Origin of the sequence: Vibrio sp. Vb1755, from assembly GCF_033338635.1 — a bacterium.
Taxonomy (GTDB): Bacteria; Pseudomonadota; Gammaproteobacteria; order Enterobacterales; family Vibrionaceae; genus Vibrio; species Vibrio alginolyticus.
Genome location: NZ_JAWOTA010000001.1, coordinates 242,184 through 262,033, shown reverse-complemented (window position 1 = coordinate 262,033; position 19,850 = coordinate 242,184). Strand labels below are relative to the sequence as shown.

Below are 19,850 nucleotides of genomic sequence, written 5' to 3'. Positions count from 1 at the left end.
TCCTCAAACAAAAACGCCCTTCATATAAGTAAAGGGCGTTTGTTATTTGACGTTTTGATTAGCGAGCTATAACACCAGCCCACCGTCAATCTTGAGCACTTGGCCTGTGATGTAGGCGCTCTTATCTGAGGTTAGGAAAGAGACGCCATTGGCAATATCTTGAACTGAGCCCATGCGCCCTAATGGGGTTTTGCCTTCCATCATTTGAATGACTTTCTCTGGCAGGTTCTTGGTCATGTCGGTGGCGATAAAGCCTGGCGCGACACAGTTGACGCGTATCTGTGCACCCTTTCTTGAAAGTTCTTTCGCCCAGCCTTTGCTCATTGAGATGACGCCGCCTTTACTTGCGCCGTAGTTGCTCTGGCCGATATTACCATCCGTTCCCACTATAGAAGAAATGCTAACAATACTGCCTGTGCCCTGCTCTAGCATGACAGGAGCAACACGTTGGGTGAGTAAGAACACCGCTTTTAGGTTCACGTCGATCACGCTGTCCCAGTCTTGCTCTAACATATCTGGCAACAATGCATCTCGAGTGATGCCCGCGTTGTTAACCAGAGCATCGATTCTTCCGTGCTGCTCTACAACACTTTCTACTACTTCACTTACGGCTTCGGCATCACACAAGTTGACTTGATAACTGCTTAGCTGCGCCGACTGACTCCATTCCACGGGCGATATGTCTAGCCCGATTACGTGGAATCCATCCTCCAGTAATTGTTCACAAATCGCTTGGCCAATACCACGAGCCGCACCAGTGACTACTGCTACTTTTTCCGGTTTCATCTTGGTCTTCCTTAAATGTTGAGATTACAAATTCGCTTGTATCCCTAGCGTTTTTGTTTTTATGCCTAGTCGCGTTACAGCTGCGCTTCTCATACGCAGGGTCTTTTATATCTTATAAAAACTATAGAAACAGTCTGGGAGTCGGATGTGAACTAATCAAGGCAACTTGATGACTATGGCAAGATCAACGTAAGAAAGTGTGTTGGAAGGCGCAAAGTTACACGATTGGAGGGCTTGGATAGAAAAGTATTGGTCTGATTAATCAAATACTACTTCATCAGACCAATATTACTTGTCTCTTAATCTCTTACAAAAGCTGGTTTTGTTATTTTCACCAGAAAAGGCTGAAGCAAGAGATTAAACAACATGCCAGCAATAAACAGGGTGATCACAATACTCGCACCACTCGGTAAGTCATAGCGAGCCGATGCGGCAATACCCGATAAGATCCCAACAATACCAATGCTGATACTGGCGACAAAGAATCGAGTTCCCTTCAATGCTGCCGCACATAAAGCTGGAATCACCAACAAAGCAAATTCTAAATAAATGCCGGTTAACTTGACCGTAATGGGCATCAGAATAGCAAAGATCAGATAAAAACCACTACCGCGCATAAACGCAGGTTTTAACCAAACCAATAGCAACATCGCAGCGGTAATGAGTGCCAAAGGCCAGACGTCTGCCCAAGTCGCCCATAACAGTTGCCCATTAAGAATGCCTTGAATAAAGTCTCCGCCGTGTGGGTCTTTGCTCACCAGCAGGATTGCCAGCGATGCAGACACGACAAACAAGCTGCCAATCATGGGCTCTAAATGCTGCTGGTATCGTTTCTCCATAAGGGCGATCAAACCGCAAAGCATCAAAGACATCACCCAAGGGCCAATCATTTCGCCAAAGAATGAGCCTGAGAACAGCGCGTATTGGCTCAACCAGTAGTGGCTAAGTGCTGCCCCCAATGCCGCGACTTGCGCCACCGCCAAATCTATAAAGATGATCTGACGATTAAGAACTTGTTGCCCCAGAACGATGTTGCCAACTAACGCAATTAAACCACACAAAACCGCAGGTAAAAGCCATGCATAATCAGCCATGGCTCAGATCTTCACAGGAACGGGCGGCACTAACACATCCAGTAAATCATCAATGACCTGATCGTACATCTCATCCAAGTTTTCACCCTCAGAAACGGTCAATGGCAGTTGAATCACAGGTTTGTCAGTATGATCTTGCAACCAGTTCGCTGGACGCTGATCCTGATGAGAGGAGTAAACAATCGCATCAAAACTGTCAGCATCTAACTTGGTAAGTGATTGCAGGTGAGATGTGGTCGGTGAAATGCCCGGTTTAGGTTCGAGATCGGCAATCTGCTTCATTCCGAGCCAATCGTACAAATAACGATACGTCGCGTGATAACCGACAACTTGCTTACCCTTTAAAGCAGCCCCTTTCTCATTCCATTCTTTAAGCTTTTTACGCCAATGAGCACGAAACTTCATACCATTCACTTGGTAACTTTGTGCGTTGTCGGGATCAATCGCTTTTAGGCGATCCGTGACTTTACGAGATAATGGAATCATGTCATTTGCCGCAAATTGAACATGTGGGTTACCGTGAGCGTGTATATCTCCCATGCTACGGTCAACGTGAGCATGAGTATCTAACATGCGCACGAAGTCCGTCGCGTAGATCATGCTCGGCGCACCATTTTGCACCGCCGCATTGCTGCTACGAACTTGCAGCATAGGTAACCACCCCACTTCTAGTTCTGCACCCGAGCACATTGCCATGTCCGCTTGGCGCATCTTCGCAATCAAAGAAGGACGAGCTTGTACGTAATGTGGGTCTTGCTTAGCCGTTGTCGCTGAATAAATACTGGCATCTGGCGCGTGGCTTTCAAGAAAGGCTTTCCATTCTGGCTCACAAACGAAAATGTTTAGAGCCAAAGCAGGCGAAGAGATGATGGCAGCTCCTGCTGCCATCATCACCAAACTGCATTTATTCAATGTCAGCTTAGAACGCATGAGCACCGTGCGCTCCAAATGTCATCACGTATTGCAGAGTGAACACGTTGTCTGTCTCGCTGTCTTGGTTATCAATGCGAGTGTATTGCGCACGGATAGTACCGAAATGAGAAGAATCCCATGCGATCATCGCATCCATTTCTTTATCATTCAGCTCAGTGAAATGCATGTGGTCGCCGTGTGCATGACCATCGTAGCTTTCTGCTTCGCCGTAACGTAGACCTGCTGACCAGCTTGGGTTGAAGCGATAAACACCCGAAACATAGTAAGCGCTTAAGTTGTCTGGTGACTCTGCATCGTTTTTATATTTGCTGTCTACCACACCGTCTAACAGCATGTATTCAGCCGATAGCGTGAAGTTGCTGTATTTGTAATTACCGTCTGGTGCCCATTTCCAAACAAAATCAGCACCGTAAAGGTTCGCACCTGTCACTGCTGCGCCATGATGGTGATCGTGCTCATGCTCTTCTTCATGACCGTGGTCGTGATCTTCGAATTCTTTAACCTTGCCGTTTTCGTTACGCAGGTAACTTAAACCAAACTGCCAACTTGAAGATTCGGAGAAGTCACTACCAAGCTTCAGCGTCGTGGTGTACACGCCAACTTCAGAACCATCTTCAACAGAAGACATTTTGCTACCACTGAGCGCTTCTACACCAAGTTTTACGTAAAGGTCGGTTGGCAACACGATGTTTGCACGTACACCATCATCGTAGTAGTGCGAGCCAAGGAAAGTACGATAAGCAATTGGACGCTCAACAAAGCTATCGGTGTGCATGTGTTGGTTATTCAGGTAACCAAAGTCAGATAGGAATCGGCCAGCGCGCACATTTACACCATATGGCAATGCCAAAGTTTCGATGAATGCCTCTTCAAGCTCTAATTCTGTATCATCACCATGACTTTCAAGAACCGCGGTCAATGCGCCGTAAAACTTGTCGTCGATATTTGATGAGAAGTTTAATTCCGTATGGCCTAGACCAAAGCCTTCTTCGCGCTCAGAATTATGACGTTGGCCATCTTGGTAGTAGCCATCAACAACAACACCAATCTGTGGGTTCGATAGTGTGTCGGCAAAAACAGGGGATGCAAAAATGCTACCGATCACGAGAGACACCAATTTCTTATTCACTACTTTTTCCTTTTTGTTATGTTATAACATTTAATTTTTCGATGTTATAATATAACAATTCTCATTACACAAGCGGAAATTTAAATTAGGCTCCGATTTCATGTTCGTACTCAATCCATGAATTGGGCTATCAACAAATGAATCAATTGATGTTTTTTATACGTATACTAATGAGAATTAGTAATTAAATAAGTAACGGAATTTCAATATGTTGAATATGGATTTTTCAAAAAGAATCGTGATAGATACTGCTCAACAGGAATGGATCGCCAGCCCTTCCAAAGGTGTGTGGCGCAAACCTTTGGAACGAGAAGCCGAAGAATCAGGGCATACCACCAGCGTCGTTAAGTACGAGCCAAATTCGCAGTTTTCAACTCATCCTCACCCTCAAGGAGAAGAAATATTGGTGCTCGAGGGGGTATTCTCTGACGAATACGGTGACTACCCTGCCGGCACTTACCTTCGTAACCCTCCAGGAAGTCAACACGCACCATTTAGCAAAGAAGGCTGTGTGATTTTAGTTAAACTAAATCAGTTCGAATCTGAGGATCTTGAAACAGTTCGCATTAATACAAACCAAGCGAGCTGGCAGAGTGGTGTCGGTGGGTTGCAAGTCATGCCGCTGCATAATTTTGAGCACGAACATGTCGCGTTGGTTAAATGGCCAAAAGGTGAGAAATTTCAACCACACCGTCACTTTGGTGGTGAAGAAATTTTTGTGTTATCGGGGGAATTTAAAGACGAGCTAGGAACCTATCCTCCCTACTCTTGGATACGCAGTCCACATATGAGTGAGCACTTTCCTTTTGTAGAGCAAGAAACGGTCATTTGGGTAAAAACAGGCCACCTGCCACTCCAAGCTCCTGCTCAGCAATCCTAGTGTTTGCACACTTGGCATCGTCCATTGGAACTAAAATCGGCCCGCAATTTACGAGCCGATGATCATTTCGTCACTAAGAACCCATTATTCGCGAGTGGAGCCAGTCTTTGAGCTCAGCCCGGTTATGTTTTAACACGTTCATTTCGTGATCATCAATCGGGCTTCCTTGAAGTTCTAGTACGCGGATTTCCTTATCTAAAGCATTGTAGTTTTTAACGGTTTCAGCAAATGATGCATCGTTTTCGGTAAGCTGAGTAATGGTATCCAAATGTTCTGGGAATTCATGAGTTAATGAGTGATTTTCACCTAACATAGAGACCTCTTGGCTATTATTTGAGTACAAAATAGTGCCTAATTTTTGAGCACCACATGTATAACCGTAGCATCTAATGAGACGTTAATTCGTCGCACCGTCCACAAAAAGAACAACAAAGTTATTTTCAATTTTTCCTAGAAAGTGTTTTCTTTTTAGTCTCAATAGTCGAATGCAAAAGATGCCACTATGATCGTTCTATATTAACCCTCAACAATGAGAGCGATCATGCGAAAGACAATTCTAGTTACTGGATCTACTGACGGTATTGGTTTAGAAACCGCGAAAATGTTAATTAACCGTGAACAACACGTAATAATCCATGGCCGGAATATAGAGAAAGTTCAACAAGTTGAGCAAAGTTTGAGGGAGATGAAAAGTGGTAAAGTTGAAAGCCTTGTTGCTGATTTATCCTCTCCCAATGCGGTAAAACAGATAGTGATGGAGATAACAGAACGGTTCAATCATTTAGACGTCATCATTAACAATGCTGGTGTGTACGCAACACCAAATCCAAGAACTAAAGAGGGTCTTGATGTACGCTTCGCAGTCAACACCATTGCTCCCTACTTACTCACTAGAGAGCTATTGCCGTTGCTCGGAGATACGGGTCGTGTGGTTAATTTGTCTTCAGCTGCACAAACAACAGTAAACACTAGCGCTTTACTCGGTAACAAACCATTGTCAGATGGCGAAGCATATGCCCAAAGCAAATTGGCATTAACGATGTGGTCACGAGCAATCGGACTAAAGCTTAAGAACACTGGCCCTATGTTGGTATCAGTAAACCCAAAATCATTCCTAGGTAGTAAGATGGTTAAAGATGCTTATGGGGTTGCTGGTGGTGATATCCGCTTAGGAGCAGATATTCTAACTCGCGCTGCGCTATCAGAAGAGTTTGCTCAAGCGCATGGTATGTACTTCGATAATGACATTGAAGCATTCGCGCCCCCACACCCTGATGCATTAGATCAAAGCAAAACACAGCAGATAATTGATAGTATTGAATTAATCCTAAGCAAACTCTATTAATAACAATTAAGAATTATCTTGAGGTTCGTTTTTTATTCGGACCTTAAAAACAATGTATTCGATAAGTGAAACTTGTTATCACTTTTCCGCAAACTCCCAATAAGGTGGCGTGCCATAGTATTCAGCAAAGTAATCAATAAAGGCACGCACCTTAGGCGCAATTAAACGAGAGCTTGGGTACACAGCCCAAATCCCAGCATCCATCGCTAAAGGGTGATCTTCGAGTACTTCCACTAGCTGACCACTTTGTAATTCTTGATAAACACTCCAAACCGAGTTGATAGAAATACCTAACCCGTTTACCGTCGCGTCTCTCATCGCATCACCATTATCGGTTTTAAAACGACCAGAAGTTCTTACATTGAACATTCCATCTTTTGTATTGAATGACCAATTATTCATTCCAACTAAGTTAATACACTCATGATTCGTCAAGTCTTGGGGCTTGTTGGGTCTCCCAAATTGTTCAATATAATCTGGTGATGCAACGATAATACGACGATCTGGCGCAAGCTTTCTTGCGACCAATGAAGAATCTTTCAACTCAGCGACACGAATGGCGACATCAAAACCTCCCTCAACCAGATCCATAATGGAATCAGAAAATCGGCAGTCCACGGTTAACCCTGGGTAACGCGCCATAAAACCTTTTAATGCGGGCACAATATGCAAGCGACCAAAAGTTGCAGAGGCGGTTATACGTAATACTCCCGTTGGCGCGCTCTGCCCTGAGCCAACAGCTCCCCTTGCTGCCTCCACTGTTGCAAGGACCTCCTCCGCGTGAGGTAAAAATGCCTGCCCCTCTTCAGTTAAGGAAACTTTGCGTGTGGTGCGATGAACTAAACGAACTCCTAAGCTGTCCTCAAGTTTATTGATGTGTGCGCTAGCGACAGCAGGAGAAAGTCCAAGCTCCTGACCAGCCATGCTGATGTTGTGTGTCGAAGCCAAACGGACAAATAGCTTTACATGATCGATGTTCATTTAATTTTCAATTATTTGTAAAAAATCACCATATAGAGCTTAGCATTTTCTTCCTTACGGATAGTAAATAAATACTCCAGTTAGAAAAAGCTGATGGGCAGATAGAAGTCCAGCTCAAACGCCTCATCATGGCTGAGGAAATGGTTTTTATGATAGTGAACATAAGCGGGAGTAGAACGCTGCTTAAAGCCTGAATTCGGCAACCACTTCTCTAACACCATACTCAATTGAGGAAGAAGCTCTCCATATACCCCTGTTAAGCGAAAAACAGCATGCAAACCACCCGGAATCGTCATTTGATTCACGACACCGCGTACTTTAAGCGGCTTATCAATCGCCATACAAGCCACATAGCGACACTTATCGAGCTCGACCCAAGCGGGGTTGGAGTGATGCAAACCGTATTGAACCGAAAAGTCCCGATTCTCAGAGCTTGCCCACGCCTTCAAAATCAGCCACGCATTGCGAATGGAACGGCTATAACCCTCATGCCGCACATAAGCCGCAAAGCGTTGTGGAACCTCCATAATTTTAGGTTCTGGCAACTCGCGTTTCGCAACCCGATGATAACCCGCAGCCACTTCCGGATCTTTTAGATACGGCTTTTCTGCGACTTGTAAATCATGCTTTCGCCACGCACCAGGAGACATAGCGAACGTTGCTTTAAACGCTCGGCTAAAAGAAGATACCGAGCTAAAGCCGCACTTGTTAGCAATGTCTAACACCGATGAGCTGGTATCAAACATCAGTTGATTGGCGGCGTATTCCATTCTTGTGCGACGGATATATTGATGGACAGACTCCCCTACCACATCTTTAAAAATACGATGGAAGTGCTGTTCAGAATAGGCTGCTACATCTGCTAGCTCTTTAGCCGATAAATCTCTGCTAATGTCCTGGTGAATGTAAAACAGCACGTCATTGATTCTGGAAACTTGTTGATGGCTCACGGAGTAAACTTTCGCTTAAATAGCATAAATGGACATATTTAACAGCATAAATGGACACACCAAGCTTGGCAATTTACCTATACTATTTGTGACATAAAAAAAGACAATTACGAGAAGCACAGCACATGGAAATCGCACATTCATTACAACAAACTAAGTCATCCTACATCCGAGAGATCCTCGCAGCAGCAAGCGATAAGAACGTCATTTCTCTTGCAGGTGGCTTACCGGACGAAAAAACCTTCCCGATCGACTTAATGAAACCGACGCTAGAAAACCTCGCGAATATGCCAGAGGTGTTTCAATATGGCGCAACAGCAGGCTACGCACCGCTACTTAATTTTTTGACCGATTATTACCAGCTGCCAGAATCTCATTTGGCGATGATCACAACGGGCTCTCAGCAAGGGCTAGATTTGATTGCGCGTGCGTACGTGAATCCGGGCGATAAAGTGGTAATGGAAGCACCGAGCTACCTTGGTGCTATGCAAGTATTCGGTCTAGTGCAAGCCAACATCGTGACTGTTTCACAAACCGAGTGTGGTCCAAACCTTGAAGAACTTGAACAATGCTTTGCTACACAGCAACCGAAAATGTTCTATGCCGTGCCCGATTTTCACAACCCAACGGGCGTGTGCTGGGCGCTAGAGACTCGCCAAAAAGTTGCCGAGCTTTGTATACAATACGACGTGGCATTCATTGAAGACGCACCATACCGCGAGCTGCGTTTTTCTGGTGAAGCGCTTCCACTGGTTTCGGACTTCTGCCCACAGCACTCCATCGTATTGCGCTCTTTCTCCAAAATAGCTTCACCAGGCTTGCGTATTGGTGTAGTTACGGGCAAAAGCAGCTACCTTGAGCCACTCATCAAAATTAAACAAGGTGCCGATCTGCACTCTAGTATTCCTATGCAAGCTTTGCTGCATGGCCTGCTCCAACATGACAACTTCGAAACGCACATTTCAACCATCTGTGCGCTTTACAAATCACGTTACGATGTCATGTTTGCTGAACTGCAAAAACAGCTGCCAGAAAGTTGCGTACTCAAACCCGTCGATGGTGGCATGTTCGTTTGGGTCGAGATTCCAGAATGCGACACCTTCGAACTGGCGAAAAACCTTCTCGCAAACTGGGTTGCTGTAGTGCCGAGCCCGGTCTTTTATCCAGAAGGTTCAAAGGTAAAAGCCGCTCTGCGTCTTAACTTTACCAATGCTACACCAGAAGAACTGACGACAGCTGTCTCTCGACTCGCGGATGTCCTCAACACGTTGTAATTGAACACGAGTGTAAGAACCTGCCTTTGAGATTCAAAAAAGTCTCAAAGGCAGCATCAAAAAAGTTCCCCAAAAAAAATTTATATTTTTCCTTCAAATCAACTCTCTACAGTAAGTGCCTGTTTTCTCTTGAACCTCTCACTCATATAAAAATGAGAACTCAATCACGTATTTGATGGTTGGAAAAGTTACGTCTATCTTTCAGTCAAAGACATCAACTTCGCAGCGTTAATGCTCTCAATTTCAGACACTTTATCAATCGTGGCTTAGCGGTTGATAAACGACTAAAAAAGCATCTGTGGGCATACCCACTACGAAGGGTTGACCAGAACCATTCTGAATGTCGCGAGCCAATCTTTTGATTGGCAATTACGTCAGTGAATCGCACCAAATGACAGAGGGGTTATCAGGATGAATACTCGAACCACGACAGGACTCGTCACCATCGGCTGGTCCGTTACACTTTCACTTTTTACCGCATTCGCCGTGTATGCCAATACGTCGCCAAACTGTAGTGACGTATTAGCGGGCAACACAACCGCCGCATCGCAAAAAATGATGGTTTTATTGGGCGAAGACATCACCAAATCCAACCGTATAACTACGGTGATTCCAGCCGAAAACAATCCATTTGTGACCGAAGAACTGGTTTCGGTTTCTAACGACGTATCGCCAAACGGTCGTCTTTCACAAAAGAGTTTGGAAGAGATTCGGAAAGTCCGCTCAAATCTAGAGAAAGCAGCACAGGAAGTAAGCCGATTACAGGGCACTTTTGAAGTGGCTTTCATCAGTTTGATTGATGGTTACTGCCAATTTTCTAATCATAAACGTACTCAACATGCCAAAATCGACTTTGACCATTTGGAAGGCCTCACTTTGTATTCAATCCCCGCTTTAATAGCAATGGTCGATCAGTCGTACTCCATGGCAAAGAATCGAATCGCTAATGAGCAGAAACAGTTAAGCGACATTGAAAAAGAGAAACAGAGGCAGAAACAGCAAGCAACTGCGGCAGCAGCCGCTCGTTACCAAGACAGTAACGTACTTGTAAGAGTCGAGAACTTTGATGGCGCTAATGTGACATTTTCCGTTACTAACATTGGTTCACAAGGATCATTGCAACCAAATTTCAACTCGTTTAATGCATATCGCACAGAAAGTGGAGAATTAATCTACAAGTCAGAATCTTTACTACACCTGGCGGATACTGCCGGTAACACACTTGAAACAATGGGTATCGCTGAGCTCTCATCACAAGGTGGAAGTGACATATCGATCTCTCCTGGAGAAACCCGAAAATTCGTTACTAGCATTGCTTCAGAAGTCGCGCCACATACGCAGTTGAGCTTAGAGTTTCCAGCCAAAGTGCTTAATACCGAGCGAGACTTTACATTGTCGTTCTCTGATACATCAGCGGTGGCGACAGCAAACGTCAATTAACGCAAAGTCGCCAGTATTTGTAGAACGCATCAAAGACAGGCGAGCAGCGCCTGTCTTTCAATTATGAGCAAGAAAATCGCTACTGTTTGCACTTGTAAGCATTTGCAAACATCGTCACTGACGTAGAAAAGCTCAACGGTTGATATAAGTACAAGGTATCTGCGCCTAAATCTGCCGCCTTGATGCACATTTGGTTTAACGTACCCCAAACCATGTCTTTATCTGCGTGAAGCCAATAGTCGTAAAAGTGTCCTTCTGAACCGATCACGGTACCCATTAGTTCACAGTTTTCAATCGCATTCACATTGTCCCAAAGCACCTGTACTTGCTCAGATTCTTGAGTTGGGAACGTCACACATCCCGTTAATGATGCCGCTAACGCGAGAGTCATCACTCGCTTTTTCATACTTATATCGCCAAAATTTTTCATAGATGGCAGATTTTATGAATGGCTGATGTGATGACTAGCAAAAACTTTTTATCGCGTGTTCAAGCAGAATTAATGGACAACGGAAAAGATCCAAAAGATGATCATACAGCTAGCGAGCAAAAGCCTAATCACTCAGACCTAGCAATAAAGCTGTATCTGAGATACAACAGTAACGATTAAATAGCCGCGAGGGATAGAGTTTGGTTGCTAAAAATAAGCTAATTCGCTACACAGCTACGGAAGTCGCTGATGCATTTGACAAAGAAGATGAGCTCATTAAACAAGTTCAGTCCAACCAACTCTCGCAAGTGCTATTGCTTTGGCAAATAAAAAACCCAACGCTCGTGCTTCCCGCTGGTAAGAAATGGCCAGTGTCTAATGAGTTAGAACATGCGTTAAACATGTCGGGCTGGAAACTCTTTTCCCGTAAAACCGGTGGTGCACCAGTCCCTCAAGTGCCAGGTATTATCAATCTATCCCACATTTACCACTGGCCAGAAGGCGAGCCTTACAACATCAAAAAAGCGTATCTCGATTTATGTGCGATATTAACGGTTTTCTTTAAACAGCTCGGCGTGAAAGTGGATGTTCATGCAACGCCTTATTCCTACTGCGATGGCGAGTACAACCTCAACATTGACGGGCAAAAAATCGTGGGAACCGCACAGCGTGTTTTACTTAAAAAAGGCGGCGGACAAGTGGTGTTATCACAAGCATGCATTCTGATTGATGCCGACGTCGAGAAGATTGTCGAACCAGTACGAATGTGTAATCAGCTTTGCGGTCACAGCGATGATATTCGTGGTGATGTCCACACACCGCTCTTCCATCATATATCCGACCGCCCGTCGGTAGATTCGCTCTTTCAGCAATTGACGAGTGCGTTTTTAAAGCATGCAAAAGCGGAGTAATGAAAGGAGCAAGCCTCCCCCACACTCCGAACAGCATTTGATAAACTAAAACTGCATACCGTGATAGCGATGTAAGAATGGGCATCGCCAACGTAAAACCATTCAATCGATCGACCAAACCAGTTATCAGTTTTGCCTGCCAAAAAGAAATGAGATCCAGTTCAAATATTTATCCATGACGGAATTAGTTGAAGCCTGCGCGTAAAAGCCTCAGAATGTCGCACTTTTCGCACCGATTTATTTTCGGCGCGTTGTTATCTAACTCTACAATTGAGAATCATACATATGGGTTTTACCTCGTTAGGTCTATCTGCTCCAATCCTTAAAGCTATTCAAGAGAAAGGCTACGACACCCCTTCACCAATTCAGGCAAAAGCAATTCCTGCTATTTTGGAAGGGAAAGACGTAATGGCAGCAGCGCAGACTGGTACAGGTAAAACCGCAGGCTTTACGCTACCGATTCTTGAGCGTTTATCGAACGGCCCTCGCGTTCGTGCTAACCAAGTTCGTGCACTTATCCTGACGCCAACGCGTGAACTTGCGGCTCAGGTGCAAGAAAACGTGTTTATGTACGGCCGTCATCTTCCACTAAGCAGTGCGGTTGTTTTTGGTGGTGTGAAGATCAACCCGCAAATGCTGCGTCTTCGCAAAGGTGCGGATGTGTTGGTTGCGACACCAGGGCGCCTGATGGATTTGTACAACCAAAATGCGGTGAAGTTCGACCAACTAGAAGTTCTTGTGCTGGATGAAGCAGACCGCATGTTGGATATGGGCTTTATCCGTGACATTCGTAAGATCCTAGCTCTGCTACCAAAACAGCGTCAGAACCTACTTTTCTCGGCGACTTTCTCGGATGAAATCCGCGACCTTGCGAAAGGCTTGGTGAACAACCCGGTTGAGATTTCAGTGAACCCGGCGAACTCGACGGCGAGAACGGTTGAGCAAAGCATCTACCCAGCAGACGTGAAGAAGAAAGCACCGATGTTGGTTAAATTGATCAAAGACGGCGATTGGAAGCAAGTGCTGGTGTTTACGAAAACGAAACACGGCGCAAACCGCCTGGCGAAGTTCCTTATAGAACAAAACCTACCTGCTGCAGCCATCCACGGCAACAAGAGCCAAGGCGCGCGTACCAAAGCATTGGCGGATTTTAAATCGGGTGAAATTCGTGTGTTGGTCGCGACGGACATTGCTGCGCGCGGTATCGATATTCCGCAATTACCGCAAGTGGTGAACTTTGAGCTACCTAAAGTGGCAGAAGACTACGTTCACCGTATTGGTCGTACTGGCCGTGCTGGCGAAGTAGGTAAAGCGATTTCACTGGTTTGTGCGCTGGAAGCGTCTGAGCTGTTTGCGATTGAACGTTTGATTAAAGAAGTGCTACCACGTAAAGAGTTGGAAGGTTTTGCGCCAACCAATGTGGTGCCAGAATCTAAACTGGATACTCGCCCAATCAAACCGAAAAAACCTAAGAAGCCAAAAAAACCAAAAGCGCCAAATGCTGCAAGTGAAAACGCCCCAGCAGCCGAAAAGAAAGCAGGCAATGGTGCAAACAAACCTAAACGTCGCTTCAACGGTGGTAACAACGGCAACAAAAACAGCACCAACCAAGGCGGTGCGGGCAAGCCTAAAGGCAACCGTGAAGGCCAAGGTCGTGCAAACAGCAAACCAGATGACCGCAAACCTAACGGCAACAAGCCAAATGGCAATAAACCGAATGGAAATAAACCAAACGGTAATAAGAGTGGCAACGCTGGTAAACCGTCAGGTAACCGCAAGCCAAACAATGCTAAACCTGCAGGAAACAAACCGTCAGGTCAGCGCCGTAAACCTCGTCCGCAGGCGGCAAACTAACCTGTAAACGGCCCCCGATAGCAAATACAACAAAGCCGCTGATAATCTCAGCGGCTTTGTTTTTCTTAGAACACAGTTTTTAGAACGCAGCTTTGTTAAAACAGCCTACATTAAAGGTGTGATTCGAATATCTGCGATTTGCGCTTCGTTTTTTTCACCCTCAATACCACCAGCGTAAATGTAGGTTTCATTCGATTTGAGGTAACTCATATTGAAGTGGTCCTTCAGCGCGATCTGATAGGTTTTCCCCTGCTCCAACGTCACTTCAATTGGCGTTGAGTAACGCATACCTTGGTTTTCACCAATATGGCCCATCTGCAAGTAACCTTGACCAACCACTTTACCTGCATCATCCAATACCTCTAACAATTTCACGGTGTTCGTGATGCCAGTATTAAGTTGCCCCAGGTTATTGTTGTACCAAGCATCGAACTGGTAAGTGCCCGTTACAGGAGCTGTAAACGACTCTGCACCTTTTACGATGGCACTCTCTTTGCTCACCGTAACCACTGAGACATTGTCTTTGAGTGGCTGATATTCGCCATCAAGTTTGATGCGGATCTCTTCACCGACACAAACTGGTTGGCTCGGATTAGAGCGGAAACCTTTATCGTTAATGCTTTCAGCCAAATAACACGCAAAACCTGTTGGCGTATCGGAATAAGATTGAGCAATCACGTTCTTTTGAATCAGCTCGCCATTGCGATACAAGTTCACGTTGTACTTGCTCATCACGTCAATCGAAACCGAATTATCAACGCTTTTTACCACCAATGTTGGCTCTTGCGGAGAATAAACGCGGCTATCTTCACTCACATACGGTTTCACCCCAGAAACTAAAGTAATGCTGCTATCTACATTCACAAGCGCGCCCAGTGTCACGTGGAAATGCCCCTCTTCGTCCATCGTGACATTTTCAACTGGGTAGTAACCTGTTTCATCTTTGCTTACTTCAGGCAAGTCAATCGTTACCGAGTAGTTCTTTCCTTTGAAGGCAAAGTTTTCCAACGTGATTTGTTCAGACTGAGCCAACAAGTTATTGCGCACCCAACTTGTGATAAATGGCTTCACTTCCAACTTACCTGTTTCGGTATGGATGCCAAATAGGGTCTCTACCACCATGTTCAAGTAGCCACCCACAGACCAAAGCTGACGCTGAGAGTTAATCACTGGGCCATCCAAGCTCGGATCTTCGCCATGATCACTATGGATGATGAATGACTTACCAGAAAGCCACTCTAAGTTTTCCATGTTGGATAAATTGGTCGCTGTACCACGAACCAACGATTGAATGGCATTGTTCGCTGCTGCCACGTTTTGTGTTTGATGCGCGGCGCGCAAGCTGTACGCGGTAACAAATGGCCAAATTGCGCGGTTATGGTACACAGGCACGTCTGGTTGTTGAGGGAAATAAACCGGCACGCCAAACTCACTGTGTGGGTAATTGGCCATGATTTGTTTCGCCTGCGCATCACTTGCCACACCACTGATGATCGCCAGTGCTTCGCCCAACATGTCATATTTGTCGACCGCGATGTCTTTGCCATTATCAAACAAATAACTTACGTACATACCGCGTTCGGCATTCCAAAACTGCTCGTTGATAGCGGTTTTTAGCTGTGCAGCCCACTCGGTGTATTTGACCGCGTTGGTTGAATCGTACTTCTCTGCCAACTTAGCCGCGAGCTGAATCGCGCGGTAGTGAACCACGTTTGTCGATAACGCTTTGCTGCTACCAATCGCATTGACATCGTTTGGCGTCCACGTTGAATACGTTTGCTCACGCCAATCAAGGAATGATTGCTCACCAGTGTATAAACCAGATTTCGCATCAAAAGCCGCCAGGCGATCGGCTTCAAGTGTATTACTGATCGCTTTGTAAGCGCGCTCGGCAAATTGGTTGTACTCTTCTCCATCCAATGCCGAAAGTAAGCGTTCTGCACCAAGCGCCCAAGTCGTGCGGTCGGTACTAATTGGCCAGCTGCCGCCAGTGCCCGTATCTTGCACAATCTGCTCGCCATCGTATTGCTGATCGGTCGTGTCGCGGAAAGCAGACAATTTGAAATTCAAACCATTCTGCACGCGAGTTGGATTCATCAATGCAAGCGAAAGGTCTGCTGCGTACGCCAAATCACGCGTCCACACGTAATGCCACTTCGCGCCCGTCTCAAAAACTTCCGCTTTGATTGGGTTGTTGTAGTTGTAATTGCCGTCTTTGATTTCAGAAACAGCAAGCTGGTCTAGCTCTTTCATCGTCAACGCAAACAACGCATCAAACGCGACATCATCCGACACCACTCGCGGCCCTGTTTGTTCATTAATCACTAAGCCTTGGTCGAGCGCATCACGCAATTCTGTCGTCGTTGAAATACCAAATTCACGCAGTTCAGCTTTAGGATCTTTCACCGAGAAAATCACGGTATCACCCGAGTCATCGTAATTGGCGAACAGTTTCACTTCTCTGCTCTGATGCCCTTCATGCACCATTGCAGGGTCGAGAATCGCATCAGAGTAGTATTTTTCCGCTTCTTCTTGCGTTGCTTTCGTCACAGTCATTGTCGCGCGACTTTCATCGGCAAAGCTCACAGAAAACTTGTAATACCCTTTGTCTTCAAACGTGATCTCAGAGTTGCAATCATCGTTCATACACGCTTCATTCGTGTCTGGTTTTGGCAGGTACTCTTGAGCTTTATCGAACGCCGCGGGCTCCTCAAAATAGGTGTATTGGATCTGCCAACCCGGATCAGCAATCTTGAACTGATTGCTACCTCGGGCGACGCGCAGTACGGTTTCGTACTCGTTATTATCCAAATAGTTTAGCTTGGCATGCTCTGCCGTGCCCCAATCCCCATTTAAACCACGTAAATATAAGTCGGCTGAAATAATTGGTTTGTCGACCGGCACAGGCGCATCAGAGGAATCTGACCCACATCCAGCAAGACCAATACAAGACGCGACAGCAAGCGCAATAAAACTCGGTTTCATGTTCATCCCTTAGATTGTTGTTTTGGCGACAGTCTAAAGAACACCTTTTTGAGGGGAAAATAGGAAGTCAGGAGCGAGCTATAGATAACATCTATACGTCAGACCCCAACAGTGATGTAGATCTATGAAATGCGCATAATTTCAATCAAATGAGATTACAGATTTGTGATTTATAAATGAAATTGTGCAAAATACCCCTCGTTCTTAGAGGGGAAAGAAAATGGACAAATCTCTGCAGCAATTTTTACTGGTTGCACGCTGCCAAAGCATCAGCGCTGCGGCAAGAATGGCAGGGTTAAGCCAGCCAACGGTAACAAGCAATTTAAAGAAGCTGGAAGAGAATCTCGGCGTAACGCTGTTTGAACGCCATCCTAATGGCATGGTGTTGACCGAATACGGACGCATCCTCTATCGCCATAGCAACGCGATGCAGCATGAATACAACCAAATGATGCAAAGCATTGATGAACGGAAACAGTACCAAGTCGGAAAAATTAAAATGGGTACTGGCGATGCGTGGTGGCCGCTATTCGTCAAACAAGCACTCAATGAACATCTGACCAAGCAGCCTTCGGCATCTACGCACGTCGAATTTGGCAATCACTTAGGCTTGATGGATTCATTAATAAACGAACAGATTGAATTCTTCATCGGCCACGAGATTGTCGGCTTGTCGTCTAAATGCGATGTTACGTTTATTCCACTATTTCAAACGGTTGATGCCTATTTTGTTTCCCCAAACCACCCACTGCTAGGGAAAACCGTCACCGAAGAGATGCTGCACGAATACCCTGCTCTTTCGGTCACTTATGACGCTAAGAAATTCGCTCACGTCATCGATAACCCAATCCCGAAACAAAATGAACGCGAAAGGCAGCAACTGGATGACAGACCGACTTACGAAGTGGATTCTCTGCTCGCCAGTATTGATGTACTGAAAGAAAGCGTCGCGGTGATGTCTTATACCCGCCATCTGCAATCGTATTTGGAATCCTTTGGCTTACGATGCTTAACCATGGAAAACGAACCAAACCCTGGCACCGTCGGGATTTATCGCCACCGCCGAGAAACCTCGGAATCGCATCTAGATCTGATTGCGGGCATCACTCAGCGCGCTAAATTGCTCAACTAGAAAGTCCAAAAACAGGCGAACTCTTTTCGGTTGATATTGACGGCTTTGATAAATGACATGCAGATCCGCTTCAGCGCCTTGCGAGAAGGCGCTGAAGTTTTTCATATACCCATCCAAAACCGTTACTAAACGTTGTTGTTTGAGGTCTTGCTGAATATCTAAAATCGATTTCAACGCAATCCCCGCCCCCTCCAACGCCCATTGTCGAATCACTTCACCGTCATCAGAACAGCGCTTTGGCGTGACCGTGATCGTTTGGTGAGACTCTTCATCTTTAAAGTGCCACGTTTTTAATTCTTCATTGCTGCGCACCATGGCTAAGCAGCGATGATCCGCGAGATCTTGTGGGCAGTTTGGGACACCTTGCTTCGACAAATAATCAGGTGACGCGCACAGCACACGTTGACTCGACGCCAGCTTGCGCGAAATGAGATTGCTGTCCGCTAACTCACCGTAACGAATCACTAAATCGAGCCCCGATTCAGCCAAGTTCGATAAATTGTCATTAAGATAAAGATAGGGCGTCACATCCGGATATTGCTCAGAAAAAGCCGACACCATCGGCGAAATAATTTGTTTGCCAATATCTCGTGGAGCTGAAATTTTCAACGTTCCGCGCACTTCCGAAATACCCGTTTGCAGCAAGTTTTCCGTCTCTTTCACGCTATCAATGATGTTCAGACAAGCTTGATGGTACATTGCCCCTGCGTCCGTGAGTGATACGTGGCGTGTGCTTCGGTTGAGCAGCTTTACACCATAGCGTTCTTCTATCGCTTGCAGCCTTGCCGTTACCGTCGCTGGAGATAAACCTAGCTCCCTTCCCGCCGCTGCCAGACCTTGATGTTTAACGATGCTGACAAACAACGTCATATCCGAAAACTTATCCATCTTCGCGCCCTTATTATTTTGAAAAACTGAATAATCAATTCAGATATTACCCAATTATCAAATTAAGTCGAATCCATATACTGACCCTATCGACATTGTTTAGACCCAGAACGTTATGTGACAGGGCAAAGTTAAACGCCGTAACGCTGTACAACGCACAACAACACGCCCTGCCCAGCCAAGAGATAGGAAACAAAAATGAAACTGTACATTTATGAACATTGCCTTTTCAGCGCCCGCGTCCGTTTTGTTGCAGGCATGCTGAATATTCAGCTCGACGTCATCAACATTGCTTATGACGACGAGATCACCACCACAAACATCATCGGCGCAAAACAAGTTCCTCTTTTGATCAAAGACGATGGTGAAGCGATGGCGGAAAGCTTAGACATCATCAACTACTTCCTTGAATTGGCATCTTCCAATGAAAGCAGCCAACCCTCAGCACCGGTTTTAGACTGGCAAAAACAAGCGTTTTTACCGCTACAAAAAGTCGGGTATCCGCGTTGGTCAAACATGACGTTACCGGAATTTGCAACAGAAACCGCTAAACAAGCATGGCGTGCAAAAAAAGAAACCGAAGCGTTAAATTTTGAAGCTTTGATTAACGATACACCTGCGATTGCGAAAGAAGTCGCCGCTTTGATAGAACAAACTAAACCCTTGCTCAACCTAAGTTCAGAAAAGCAAACGTCACTGGTTGATCAAGCCATTATGTTTTCCATTCTACGCGGCTTTTTCAGTGCGCCCGAAGTGCAATGGGATCCAGCCGTACTTCACTGGATGGCAACCGCTCGTAAAGCGACCAACGTGCCAGTACTTATCTAAGGAGCGCAAC

18 protein-coding genes and 1 pseudogene are annotated in these 19,850 nt (G+C 45.6%); 8 read left to right on the top strand and 11 right to left on the bottom strand.

The annotated features are described in order from the left end of the window. Nucleotides 1–66: 66 nt before the first annotated feature. The 4 genes from fabG to R7E00_RS01215 form a co-directional block, all read right to left on the bottom strand. Nucleotides 67–786, bottom strand: coding sequence for a 3-oxoacyl-ACP reductase FabG (gene fabG / locus R7E00_RS01230; protein WP_017633598.1), 720 nt, complete (start codon nucleotides 784–786; stop codon nucleotides 67–69). Between the two features lie 299 nt (nucleotides 787–1,085). After that, nucleotides 1,086–1,880, bottom strand: coding sequence for a metal ABC transporter permease (locus R7E00_RS01225; protein ID WP_005373725.1), 795 nt, complete (start codon nucleotides 1,878–1,880; stop codon nucleotides 1,086–1,088). Nucleotides 1,881–1,883: 3 nt separating this feature from the next. Beyond that, entirely contained in the window at nucleotides 1,884–2,810 is a 927-nt protein-coding gene (locus R7E00_RS01220; RefSeq protein ID WP_171342629.1) for a metal ABC transporter solute-binding protein, Zn/Mn family, read from the bottom strand. Next, nucleotides 2,800–3,942, bottom strand: a complete 1,143-nt coding sequence (locus R7E00_RS01215) for a hypothetical protein (protein WP_171345897.1) — start codon at nucleotides 3,940–3,942, stop codon at nucleotides 2,800–2,802. Before R7E00_RS01215 ends, R7E00_RS01220 begins: the two co-directional genes overlap by 11 nt. A gap of 208 nt (nucleotides 3,943–4,150) precedes the next feature. On the opposite strand from R7E00_RS01215, the gene R7E00_RS01210 reads away from it, so the two are divergent. Further along, on the top strand, nucleotides 4,151–4,822 hold the full coding sequence (locus tag R7E00_RS01210) for a cupin domain-containing protein (RefSeq protein WP_258481914.1): 672 nt from the start codon (nucleotides 4,151–4,153) through the stop codon (nucleotides 4,820–4,822). Nucleotides 4,823–4,895: 73 nt separating this feature from the next. Here the strand turns inward: R7E00_RS01210 and R7E00_RS01205 are convergent, their stop codons facing one another. Beyond that, entirely contained in the window at nucleotides 4,896–5,135 is a 240-nt protein-coding gene (locus tag R7E00_RS01205) for a YdcH family protein (RefSeq protein ID WP_005373737.1), read from the bottom strand. A gap of 228 nt (nucleotides 5,136–5,363) precedes the next feature. Between R7E00_RS01205 and R7E00_RS01200 the strand changes: the two genes are divergently transcribed. Beyond that, nucleotides 5,364–6,167 (top strand): SDR family NAD(P)-dependent oxidoreductase, encoded by an 804-nt coding sequence (locus R7E00_RS01200; protein ID WP_191115795.1) that lies wholly within the window; start codon nucleotides 5,364–5,366, stop codon nucleotides 6,165–6,167. A gap of 78 nt (nucleotides 6,168–6,245) precedes the next feature. Here the strand turns inward: R7E00_RS01200 and R7E00_RS01195 are convergent, their stop codons facing one another. After that, nucleotides 6,246–7,148 carry a LysR family transcriptional regulator gene (locus tag R7E00_RS01195; RefSeq protein ID WP_005373741.1) on the bottom strand — a complete coding sequence of 301 codons (903 nt, stop codon included), beginning with the start codon at nucleotides 7,146–7,148 and terminating at the stop codon, nucleotides 6,246–6,248. A gap of 80 nt (nucleotides 7,149–7,228) precedes the next feature. After that, a complete protein-coding gene (locus R7E00_RS01190) occupies nucleotides 7,229–8,098 on the bottom strand; it encodes an AraC family transcriptional regulator (protein ID WP_005387011.1) in 870 nt (289 codons plus the stop codon). A 125-nt stretch (nucleotides 8,099–8,223) separates the two neighbouring features. On the opposite strand from R7E00_RS01190, the gene R7E00_RS01185 reads away from it, so the two are divergent. Then, nucleotides 8,224–9,372, top strand: a complete 1,149-nt coding sequence (locus tag R7E00_RS01185) for a PLP-dependent aminotransferase family protein (RefSeq protein ID WP_158159473.1) — start codon at nucleotides 8,224–8,226, stop codon at nucleotides 9,370–9,372. 411 nt (nucleotides 9,373–9,783) lie between these two features. Continuing rightward, nucleotides 9,784–10,812: a hypothetical protein gene (locus tag R7E00_RS01180; protein WP_158159472.1), complete on the top strand. Its 1,029-nt coding sequence runs from the start codon at nucleotides 9,784–9,786 to the stop codon at nucleotides 10,810–10,812. 79 nt (nucleotides 10,813–10,891) lie between these two features. Here the strand turns inward: R7E00_RS01180 and R7E00_RS01175 are convergent, their stop codons facing one another. Further along, nucleotides 10,892–11,218, bottom strand: a complete 327-nt coding sequence (locus R7E00_RS01175; RefSeq protein ID WP_053304580.1) for a DUF4156 domain-containing protein — start codon at nucleotides 11,216–11,218, stop codon at nucleotides 10,892–10,894. 224 nt (nucleotides 11,219–11,442) lie between these two features. Between R7E00_RS01175 and R7E00_RS01170 the strand changes: the two genes are divergently transcribed. Continuing rightward, on the top strand, nucleotides 11,443–12,153 hold the full coding sequence (locus R7E00_RS01170) for a biotin/lipoate A/B protein ligase family protein (RefSeq protein WP_062731061.1): 711 nt from the start codon (nucleotides 11,443–11,445) through the stop codon (nucleotides 12,151–12,153). 59 nt (nucleotides 12,154–12,212) lie between these two features. Here the strand turns inward: R7E00_RS01170 and R7E00_RS01165 are convergent. Beyond that, nucleotides 12,213–12,290: pseudogene (locus tag R7E00_RS01165) on the bottom strand (VOC family protein); the annotation flags it as partial. Between the two features lie 148 nt (nucleotides 12,291–12,438). Between R7E00_RS01165 and R7E00_RS01160 the strand changes: the two are divergent. Next, nucleotides 12,439–14,007: a DEAD/DEAH box helicase gene (locus R7E00_RS01160; protein WP_140340344.1), complete on the top strand. Its 1,569-nt coding sequence runs from the start codon at nucleotides 12,439–12,441 to the stop codon at nucleotides 14,005–14,007. A 105-nt stretch (nucleotides 14,008–14,112) separates the two neighbouring features. Here the strand turns inward: R7E00_RS01160 and R7E00_RS01155 are convergent, their stop codons facing one another. Next, entirely contained in the window at nucleotides 14,113–16,992 is a 2,880-nt protein-coding gene (locus R7E00_RS01155) for an amylo-alpha-1,6-glucosidase (protein WP_238854829.1), read from the bottom strand. Nucleotides 16,993–17,212: 220 nt separating this feature from the next. Here R7E00_RS01155 and R7E00_RS01150 point away from each other — a divergent pair, with 220 nt between their 5' ends. Beyond that, nucleotides 17,213–18,124: a LysR family transcriptional regulator gene (locus tag R7E00_RS01150; RefSeq protein WP_025506531.1), complete on the top strand. Its 912-nt coding sequence runs from the start codon at nucleotides 17,213–17,215 to the stop codon at nucleotides 18,122–18,124. On the opposite strand, the gene R7E00_RS01145 is transcribed toward R7E00_RS01150, so the two are convergent. Then, a complete protein-coding gene (locus R7E00_RS01145; RefSeq protein ID WP_042523243.1) occupies nucleotides 18,077–19,012 on the bottom strand; it encodes a LysR family transcriptional regulator in 936 nt (311 codons plus the stop codon). The two genes, R7E00_RS01150 and R7E00_RS01145, sit on opposite strands and share 48 nt — an antisense overlap. Before the next feature lie 198 nt (nucleotides 19,013–19,210). On the opposite strand from R7E00_RS01145, the gene grxB reads away from it, so the two are divergent. Beyond that, nucleotides 19,211–19,840 carry a glutaredoxin 2 gene (gene grxB / locus R7E00_RS01140; protein WP_238854828.1) on the top strand — a complete coding sequence of 210 codons (630 nt, stop codon included), beginning with the start codon at nucleotides 19,211–19,213 and terminating at the stop codon, nucleotides 19,838–19,840. The last annotated feature ends 10 nt before the right edge of the window (nucleotides 19,841–19,850 follow it).

Bases quoted from the DNA above. Each gene is read 5' to 3' on its own strand.
- fabG (WP_017633598.1), bottom strand. From the start codon at position 786: ATGAAACCGGAAAAAGTAGCAGTAGTCACTGGTGCGGCTCGTGGTATT.
- R7E00_RS01225 (WP_005373725.1), bottom strand. From the start codon at position 1,880: ATGGCTGATTATGCATGGCTTTTACCTGCGGTTTTGTGTGGTTTAATT.
- R7E00_RS01220 (WP_171342629.1), bottom strand. From the start codon at position 2,810: ATGCGTTCTAAGCTGACATTGAATAAATGCAGTTTGGTGATGATGGCA.
- R7E00_RS01210 (WP_258481914.1), top strand. From the start codon at position 4,151: ATGTTGAATATGGATTTTTCAAAAAGAATCGTGATAGATACTGCTCAA.
- R7E00_RS01205 (WP_005373737.1), bottom strand. From the start codon at position 5,135: ATGTTAGGTGAAAATCACTCATTAACTCATGAATTCCCAGAACATTTG.
- R7E00_RS01200 (WP_191115795.1), top strand. From the start codon at position 5,364: ATGCGAAAGACAATTCTAGTTACTGGATCTACTGACGGTATTGGTTTA.
- R7E00_RS01195 (WP_005373741.1), bottom strand. From the start codon at position 7,148: ATGAACATCGATCATGTAAAGCTATTTGTCCGTTTGGCTTCGACACAC.
- R7E00_RS01185 (WP_158159473.1), top strand. From the start codon at position 8,224: ATGGAAATCGCACATTCATTACAACAAACTAAGTCATCCTACATCCGA.
- R7E00_RS01180 (WP_158159472.1), top strand. From the start codon at position 9,784: ATGAATACTCGAACCACGACAGGACTCGTCACCATCGGCTGGTCCGTT.
- R7E00_RS01175 (WP_053304580.1), bottom strand. From the start codon at position 11,218: ATGAAAAAGCGAGTGATGACTCTCGCGTTAGCGGCATCATTAACGGGA.
- R7E00_RS01160 (WP_140340344.1), top strand. From the start codon at position 12,439: ATGGGTTTTACCTCGTTAGGTCTATCTGCTCCAATCCTTAAAGCTATT.
- R7E00_RS01155 (WP_238854829.1), bottom strand. From the start codon at position 16,992: ATGAAACCGAGTTTTATTGCGCTTGCTGTCGCGTCTTGTATTGGTCTT.
- R7E00_RS01150 (WP_025506531.1), top strand. From the start codon at position 17,213: ATGGACAAATCTCTGCAGCAATTTTTACTGGTTGCACGCTGCCAAAGC.
- R7E00_RS01145 (WP_042523243.1), bottom strand. From the start codon at position 19,012: ATGGATAAGTTTTCGGATATGACGTTGTTTGTCAGCATCGTTAAACAT.
- grxB (WP_238854828.1), top strand. From the start codon at position 19,211: ATGAAACTGTACATTTATGAACATTGCCTTTTCAGCGCCCGCGTCCGT.